Annotated in this window: 7 protein-coding genes; 1 reads left to right on the top strand and 6 read right to left on the bottom strand. The window is 35.4% G+C overall.

Annotated elements, in window-relative coordinates:
* Positions 1 to 140 precede the first annotated feature (140 nt).
* From GSY74_RS01900 to GSY74_RS01875, 5 genes are all read right to left on the bottom strand, one after another.
* A complete protein-coding gene (locus GSY74_RS01900) occupies positions 141 to 1,547 on the bottom strand; it encodes an anthranilate synthase component I family protein (protein WP_164663427.1) in 1,407 nt (468 codons plus the stop codon).
* A gap of 4 nt (positions 1,548 to 1,551) precedes the next feature.
* Positions 1,552 to 2,286, bottom strand: a complete 735-nt coding sequence (locus GSY74_RS01895) for an SPOR domain-containing protein (RefSeq protein WP_164663426.1) — start codon at positions 2,284 to 2,286, stop codon at positions 1,552 to 1,554.
* A gap of 293 nt (positions 2,287 to 2,579) precedes the next feature.
* Positions 2,580 to 3,830: a serine hydroxymethyltransferase gene (locus GSY74_RS01885; RefSeq protein WP_164663424.1), complete on the bottom strand. Its 1,251-nt coding sequence runs from the start codon at positions 3,828 to 3,830 to the stop codon at positions 2,580 to 2,582.
* 120 nt (positions 3,831 to 3,950) lie between these two features.
* Positions 3,951 to 4,409, bottom strand: a complete 459-nt coding sequence (locus GSY74_RS01880; protein ID WP_164663423.1) for a Fur family transcriptional regulator — start codon at positions 4,407 to 4,409, stop codon at positions 3,951 to 3,953.
* Between the two features lie 11 nt (positions 4,410 to 4,420).
* Positions 4,421 to 5,002, bottom strand: a complete 582-nt coding sequence (locus GSY74_RS01875; RefSeq protein WP_164663422.1) for a CvpA family protein — start codon at positions 5,000 to 5,002, stop codon at positions 4,421 to 4,423.
* Positions 5,003 to 5,126: 124 nt separating this feature from the next.
* Between GSY74_RS01875 and GSY74_RS01870 the strand changes: the two genes are divergently transcribed.
* Positions 5,127 to 5,924 (top strand): shikimate dehydrogenase, encoded by a 798-nt coding sequence (locus GSY74_RS01870; RefSeq protein WP_164663421.1) that lies wholly within the window; start codon positions 5,127 to 5,129, stop codon positions 5,922 to 5,924.
* A gap of 2 nt (positions 5,925 to 5,926) precedes the next feature.
* Here GSY74_RS01870 and GSY74_RS01865 read toward each other — a convergent pair whose 3' ends face one another.
* Complete coding sequence (locus GSY74_RS01865) at positions 5,927 to 6,340, bottom strand: rhodanese-like domain-containing protein (RefSeq protein ID WP_164663420.1); 414 nt, start codon at positions 6,338 to 6,340, stop codon at positions 5,927 to 5,929.
* Positions 6,341 to 6,370 lie beyond the last annotated feature (30 nt).

Raw genomic sequence — 6,370 nt, 5'->3', positions numbered from 1 at the left:
ATTAGGACAAGGCAGTGCCATTGTCCCTACAATATTTCAATTTCAAAACCGTAGAGACAAGGGATTCCCTTGTCTAAATCCTTAATTCATTGACATTGGACTAAAGTCTCCGATTCCAAATGAATTTTGAAAGAACTCTATTATAATTTTTCCATATCCTTAATTGTAGACAACAGAGCTCCAAGCTTATTCTTGACTTCCAGATACTCAAGCTCTGGTATAGAATCCGCCACCACCCCTGCACCTGCTTGAAGTGTAATAGAGTCTGGCTTGATGAGTGATGTTCGTATCGCTATAGAGCTATCCATCTCACCATTAAAGGCAAAGTATCCAACAGCACCAGAGTAAAAACCTCGTTTGAGACCCTCATAGTTGGCTATAAGCTCCATAGCTCTTATCTTTGGGGCTCCTGTCATTGTTCCTGCTGTAAATGTAGCACGAAAGAGGTCAAACATATCTTTGTCATCAGCTATAGTAGCCTCGACATCGGTAACCATATGCATCACATGAGAGTATTTCTCTACACGCATCATATCTGTTACCTCCACGGTTCCAGTTTTGGCTACTCGTCCTACATCATTTCGACCCAAATCTATAAGCATAAGATGCTCTGCACACTCTTTTGGGTCATTTAGCATCTCTAGCTCTAGCTCTCTGTCTCTTTTAGCATCTTTACCTCTTTTTCTAGTTCCTGCTATAGGACGAATGAGCAATCTATCATCTGTTAGGCGAACCATAACCTCTGGGGATGAACCACAGATAGAGAAATCTTCATAATCGAGTAGAAATAGATATGGGGATGGGTTTTTGGAACGCAGTAGTCTATAGAAACTAAGAGGGTCAATCTCTCCCTTTTGAGTATATCTATTTGAGAGCAAAATTTGAAAAATATCACCAGAGCGAATCATCTCTTTTGACTCATCTACAAGTCTCATGAATCTCTCCTCGTCTATAGAGAATGTTCCCTCTCCATCTAGTTTTGCAGATTTTAATGGTTGAGGTGCAGAACTCTCATTCAGAGCTATCTCAATCTCATTAACAGCATCTACATATCTATCATCATTTTGAATAATTGTCAGGGTAGCTCTCTTATGCGAAAAAGCTAAAATAATAGATGGTCGTACTAAATCCAAGTCAGGAGTCTGTAGAGGGTCATTGAGGTCATCCATACTCTTTTTAAGTGTAGGTTCAAAGACTCTAACCATATCATAACCAATAAATCCGATAAATCCATCAACAAATGCAAAACCTGCCTCTTTTGCTAACTCTTTGTATCTCTCTTGGTTTAGATTGTTATAATATTTTTGTAAAAAATCAAAAGGGGTCTCTTGAAGCTCTTCTAGTTTTCCAGTAGAACCTCTGTAGAGTGTTTGGTTATTTTTATAGCTAATTCTCTCTTTTGCACCAATGGTAATAAAGGAGAAATTACCATCACTACTATTTACCACACTCTCAAAAAGCATGGTAATATCATTTTTGAAAAGATTCTTGACCTTTCCATACATCGCGACTGGAGTTAGTTGGTCAAATAGAATCTGTTTAATCATTTAACTACTTAATTTTTGTAATATAAGCATCTGCTGCTATTTTTTTAACCTTGGTCAAATCATTTTGAGCATCTTTTTGACTATAGTATGGACCAACCAAGACTCTTGTTGCCATTCCACTTTTAGTCTGAATCTTTTTATATCTTAAATGAACAGCTTTAATCTCTTTTATTGCATTGCTTGGGTCTTTAAATGCACCGACTTTAATATAGTATCCTCTTGTTGCAGAAGCAGCTGGTCTCTTTTTTGTTGGAGTAGTATTTCTCTTTTTAGGTACATAAGCTCTTTTGGTTGTGCTACTTTTTTTACTCTCTGTACTCTTTTTAGTCTCTACTTTTTTACTGCTACCTTTTATCTCTTCGTCTCTAAGTGATGGTTTTTTTCTTGATGTTGTATTTCTCTCTGTAAGCAGAGGTTTTGACTCATCTTTTTTACTCTCATCATTTTTCAAAGCACTAGTAGCTAGAGCTGCTGTTGCACCTACTGCAGCTGCCGTGGCTACTGTTGTACCATCTATTCCTGATGATGAATCACTCTGCGTAAGCTCAGTTTTATTGCCCTCTACTCCAGAGGTCTCACTATTCTCATCATCACCTCCTAAAATAAGTTTTGTTATTACAATAGATATAACTAAAATAATAAACAGAAGTGCTAATAGCGTCAGAATATTCTTAAGCTGTGCTTTTTTAGAGTTGTCATTATCTTCAATAACAATGTCATTTAAATTTTTGCTTTCCATTTAGGTTAAGCCTCCGTTTTTTTAAAACAGAGTATAACACAAAAATAGTTATTTGATACCGTTAAATTACATTTTTTTTGAAGGAAGTGTTATTTTATTATATTTTATAGGTAAATTTTTGTTAGGAAGTATCTTACATCTTTTGGATGACTTAAGTTTTAATATTTGTTTTATTTTTTCAAACTTACTATAGAAGATTCGATTGTTGAAAGTAAGCCTATCAACAATCATCTCTCTTTAAATATAGTAAAAGTCTGGGTCAAACTCTAAATCAAATATTTTTACTTTCAAGACTAGAAGATAGCCTTTTCATAAATGACAAAGTTAGAAGCCAACGCTTTCATCTCATCTTTAATCTTTGCATGAAGCTCACTATCTTCTACATTCTCAAGAACATCAGCCATCTTGTTGGCAATAATCTCAAACTCTGCCTCTTTCATACCACGACTTGTAAGTGCGGCAGCACCAACACGGATACCTGAAGTGACAAAGGGGCTTCTTGTCTCACCTGGAACAGTATTTTTATTAACAGTCATTCCCGCGGCTCCAAGAGCAGCATCTGCATCTTTTCCAGAGTAGTCTCTATCTAAGAACGATACCAAAATCAGGTGGTTATCTGTACCATTACTAACAAGGTCAAATCCTCTTTTGATAAGAACATCAGCTAGTACTTTTGTATTGGCTTTGACCTGTTTTGCATAAGCTTTCCACTCATCACTTAGATTATATTTGAACCCTACAGCTTTCGCAGCGATGACATGAACTAGTGGTCCACCTTGAAGCCCTGGGAAGATAGCCGAATTGACCTTTTTTGCAATCGCTTCATCATTGGTCATAATCATACCACCTCTTGGACCTGCAAGAGTTTTGTGTGTAGTAGTAGTAACCACATCTGCATAAGGGAATGGGCTAGGATGCTCATCTGCACAAACCAGACCTGCGATGTGTGCTATATCAGCAAATAGGATAGCTCCTACCTCATCTGCAATCTCTTTGAATCTCTTAAAGTCTATCTCTCTCGCATAAGCAGAAGCACCACAAACGATAATCTTAGGTTGCACTATTTTTGCAATATCTAAAACTCTATCGTAGTTAATATACCCATCCATCTCCACGCCATAGGTAAAACTTTGATAGTTTTTACCTGAAAAACTTGGTTTTGAACCGTGAGTTAGGTGACCACCATGGCTCAAATCCATACCTAAAATCTTATCACCTGCTTTTAGAAGTGCTGCATATACAGCTCCATTTGCTTGACTTCCTGAGTGTGGTTGTACATTGGCATAACTACAGTTGAAAAGTTCACAAGCTCTATCAATGGCTAGTTGCTCTACTGTGTCAGCATGTTCACACCCACCATAGTATCTCTTGTATGGGTAACCCTCTGCATATTTGTTGGTAAGAACTGAACCCATCGCTTCCATTACAGCAGGTATTGTAAAATTCTCACTAGCAATCATCTCTAGGTGGTCTGTTTGTCGCTCTAACTCTTGGTTTATCGCTTCAAAAATCTCTGGGTCAAATGTCTCCATTGCATAACTCATGGATGTATCCTTTTTTTCTATTAGACTTCTTTCAAAACTCATTTGGAATCGGAGACTTCAGTCCCGAATAAAACGAGGCTAAAGCCATCGATTCCTAGTTTTGAAAGAAGTCTATTAATCTTACTCTTTAGCTTGACAAGCTGAACAGGTACCTGTAATCTTCATAATATGATTAGTCATCTTAAAGTTAAACTGTTTAGCAATATCCTCTTGTCGTTTTTCAATCACTTCATCAATAAACTCTTCTATGGCTCCACACTCCAAACAGACCAAGTGATCATGATGGTCTTTGAGTCCAAACTCATATTTTTTACCTTGAGCACCAAATGAGATAGAACTTACAATACTTGCATCTTCAAGAAGCGTTAGTGTTCTATATACGGTGGCAATCCCTAGTTTTACATCTGGATAGCTCTCTTTTATAAGATTATATATATCTTCTGGCGTAAAATGACCATTGTTATTGTAGATAATCTCTAATATCAACTCTCTCTGCTTGGTATACTTAAGAGTATTTGATTTTAGTAATTTTTTGAAGTTTATAAGTACCTCGTCATATGATACGATATTTTTTGGCATATTTCTCTCCTTTACTCTTTAGTTCGATTTGTATCATTCTGCTCCATATTAAATGACTCTAAATCTATCTCTTTAGTTGTATTTAACTCCATAGTAGCATTTGCTTCTCTACTTTTCATATTAAGAAGGTCTACTCCTATCTCATTAAGCGTTGGTATAATTTGACTATTCGCTGAGTGTTTAGCAAGTTTTTTAGCGATAAGCTCTACATTTTGTAGACTTGCAATAATCAGTGCAAATATAGCAATATAACGCACAATAGTCAAAGCATAACCAAAAATTCTACTAAAAACATCTACTCCTGTTGGCAAAGTTTTTTCAAAAATAGAAGAGATAAGATTAGCTACCATCCATATAGCAAGAAGAATTGAGATGAATCCTACAAGTTTTAGAGCAGGTTCATTCTCAACAGGAAAAATATTACTATTGATAAACTCTCCTACAGTTGCATTCATCCTTGATGCAAAATATACCCCACCAATAAGTCCGATAAAATTAAAAAGCTCTTTTAGGAATCCGTTGACAAGTCCCTTAAGACTAAGGAAAAGGATAAGCCCTACTATAATTATATCTACCATACTGAAATCTACCATGTTTTATACTCACTTTAAAAAGAGGAATTTGGTTGAGATTATATCTAAAATTTATATAGACAAAACTTTAATATATATGTTTTTTTGTTATAATACAATTAAAAAAATCGCTTTAGGAATATGTATGAAAAAACTCTTTACCATCTTCGGAAATCCAGTCTCACACTCAAAATCACCACTTATGCACAACCTATCTTTCAAAGGTCTAAACTACAATGGATGCTATACCAGATACAGACTAGAAGATGGTGCAGAGTTACGAAACAGACTCTTTGAGCTAAATATCGCAGGAGCAAATATCACCGTTCCACATAAAGAGGAGGCATTCAAAGCCTGTGATGAGCTTGATGAGTTTGCACAAAAGGTTGGTGCTGTCAATACCATAATAAACAAAAATGGCAAACTCTATGGTTACAACACTGATGCCCCTGGTTTTCTAAAAGCTATATCAGAGTTTAAAAATATAAAAGAGGTACTCTTTTTGGGTGCAGGAGGAACAGCACAATCAACATCTATTGTTTTGCGTGATGCAGGTTATAAAGTTACTCTGCTTAACAGAAGTGCTAATAGACTAGAACGATATAAAAAAGAGGGGTTTGAGACCTATACTTTTGAATCATTTGAAGATAAAAAAAAGTTTGATTTAGTTGTCAATATGACTTCAGCAGGATTAGAGGATGACTCTCTCCCATGCCCTATCGAGATACTAGAAGCCGTTATACCAAAGGCTAAGGCTTGTGTAGATGTGATTTATGGAAAAGAGACTCCATTTTTAAAGTTTGCAAAAAAACATAACAGACCTACAAAAGATGGAAGTGATATGCTACTCTATCAAGGAGTTATCGCTTTTGAATATTTTACAAATCATCAGTTCTCATTTGAGGAGATAAAAAAGTATATGCAAAAAGCATTTATACTCTAAATCTATTTCTGGGAAATTGACAAAGATAGTGAAGTAGGTTTGTACCCTCTGTTGATAAGCTGAACCATTCCACCTTTTAAATCAACAACATTATACTTCATATTTTTTCCCAAAAGATTAGAGAGCATTTTAGTTCGACTGCCTACATGACATATGATTGCAAATTTTTCACCTTTGTCAATTATATTATCAAGCTTTTTCTTAAAAACATCAATATCATAATGACCAAATCTATCAAAAAAAGTTAAAAGAAAAGCATCTTCTATAATACCATGCATAACCCACTCACTCTCTGTGCGTATGTCAATGATTTTTAGCTTTGTCTTTTTGAGAAATTTTGGTGTAGCTTCAATATGTGTTATCTCTGCAAAAAGCATTGAACTGATAAAAAGAAGTCCAAACAGTAGTTTATTCATTAAAACATCCTTATTAATTTATATTAATAT

The sequence above is a fragment of the Sulfurovum sp. bin170 genome (genome assembly GCF_010892395.1).
Lineage (GTDB): Bacteria > Campylobacterota > Campylobacteria > Campylobacterales > Sulfurovaceae > UBA1140.
Note: the sequence above shows the minus strand (reverse complement) of the source record. Positions and strands in the feature narration are given on the sequence as shown.

Bases quoted from the DNA above. Each gene is read 5' to 3' on its own strand.
- GSY74_RS01870 (WP_164663421.1), top strand. From the start codon at position 5,127: ATGAAAAAACTCTTTACCATCTTCGGAAATCCAGTCTCACACTCAAAA.
- GSY74_RS01900 (WP_164663427.1), bottom strand. From the start codon at position 1,547: ATGATTAAACAGATTCTATTTGACCAACTAACTCCAGTCGCGATGTAT.
- GSY74_RS01875 (WP_164663422.1), bottom strand. From the start codon at position 5,002: ATGGTAGATTTCAGTATGGTAGATATAATTATAGTAGGGCTTATCCTT.
- GSY74_RS01865 (WP_164663420.1), bottom strand. From the start codon at position 6,340: ATGAATAAACTACTGTTTGGACTTCTTTTTATCAGTTCAATGCTTTTT.
- GSY74_RS01880 (WP_164663423.1), bottom strand. From the start codon at position 4,409: ATGCCAAAAAATATCGTATCATATGACGAGGTACTTATAAACTTCAAA.
- GSY74_RS01885 (WP_164663424.1), bottom strand. From the start codon at position 3,830: ATGAGTTATGCAATGGAGACATTTGACCCAGAGATTTTTGAAGCGATA.
- GSY74_RS01895 (WP_164663426.1), bottom strand. From the start codon at position 2,286: ATGGAAAGCAAAAATTTAAATGACATTGTTATTGAAGATAATGACAAC.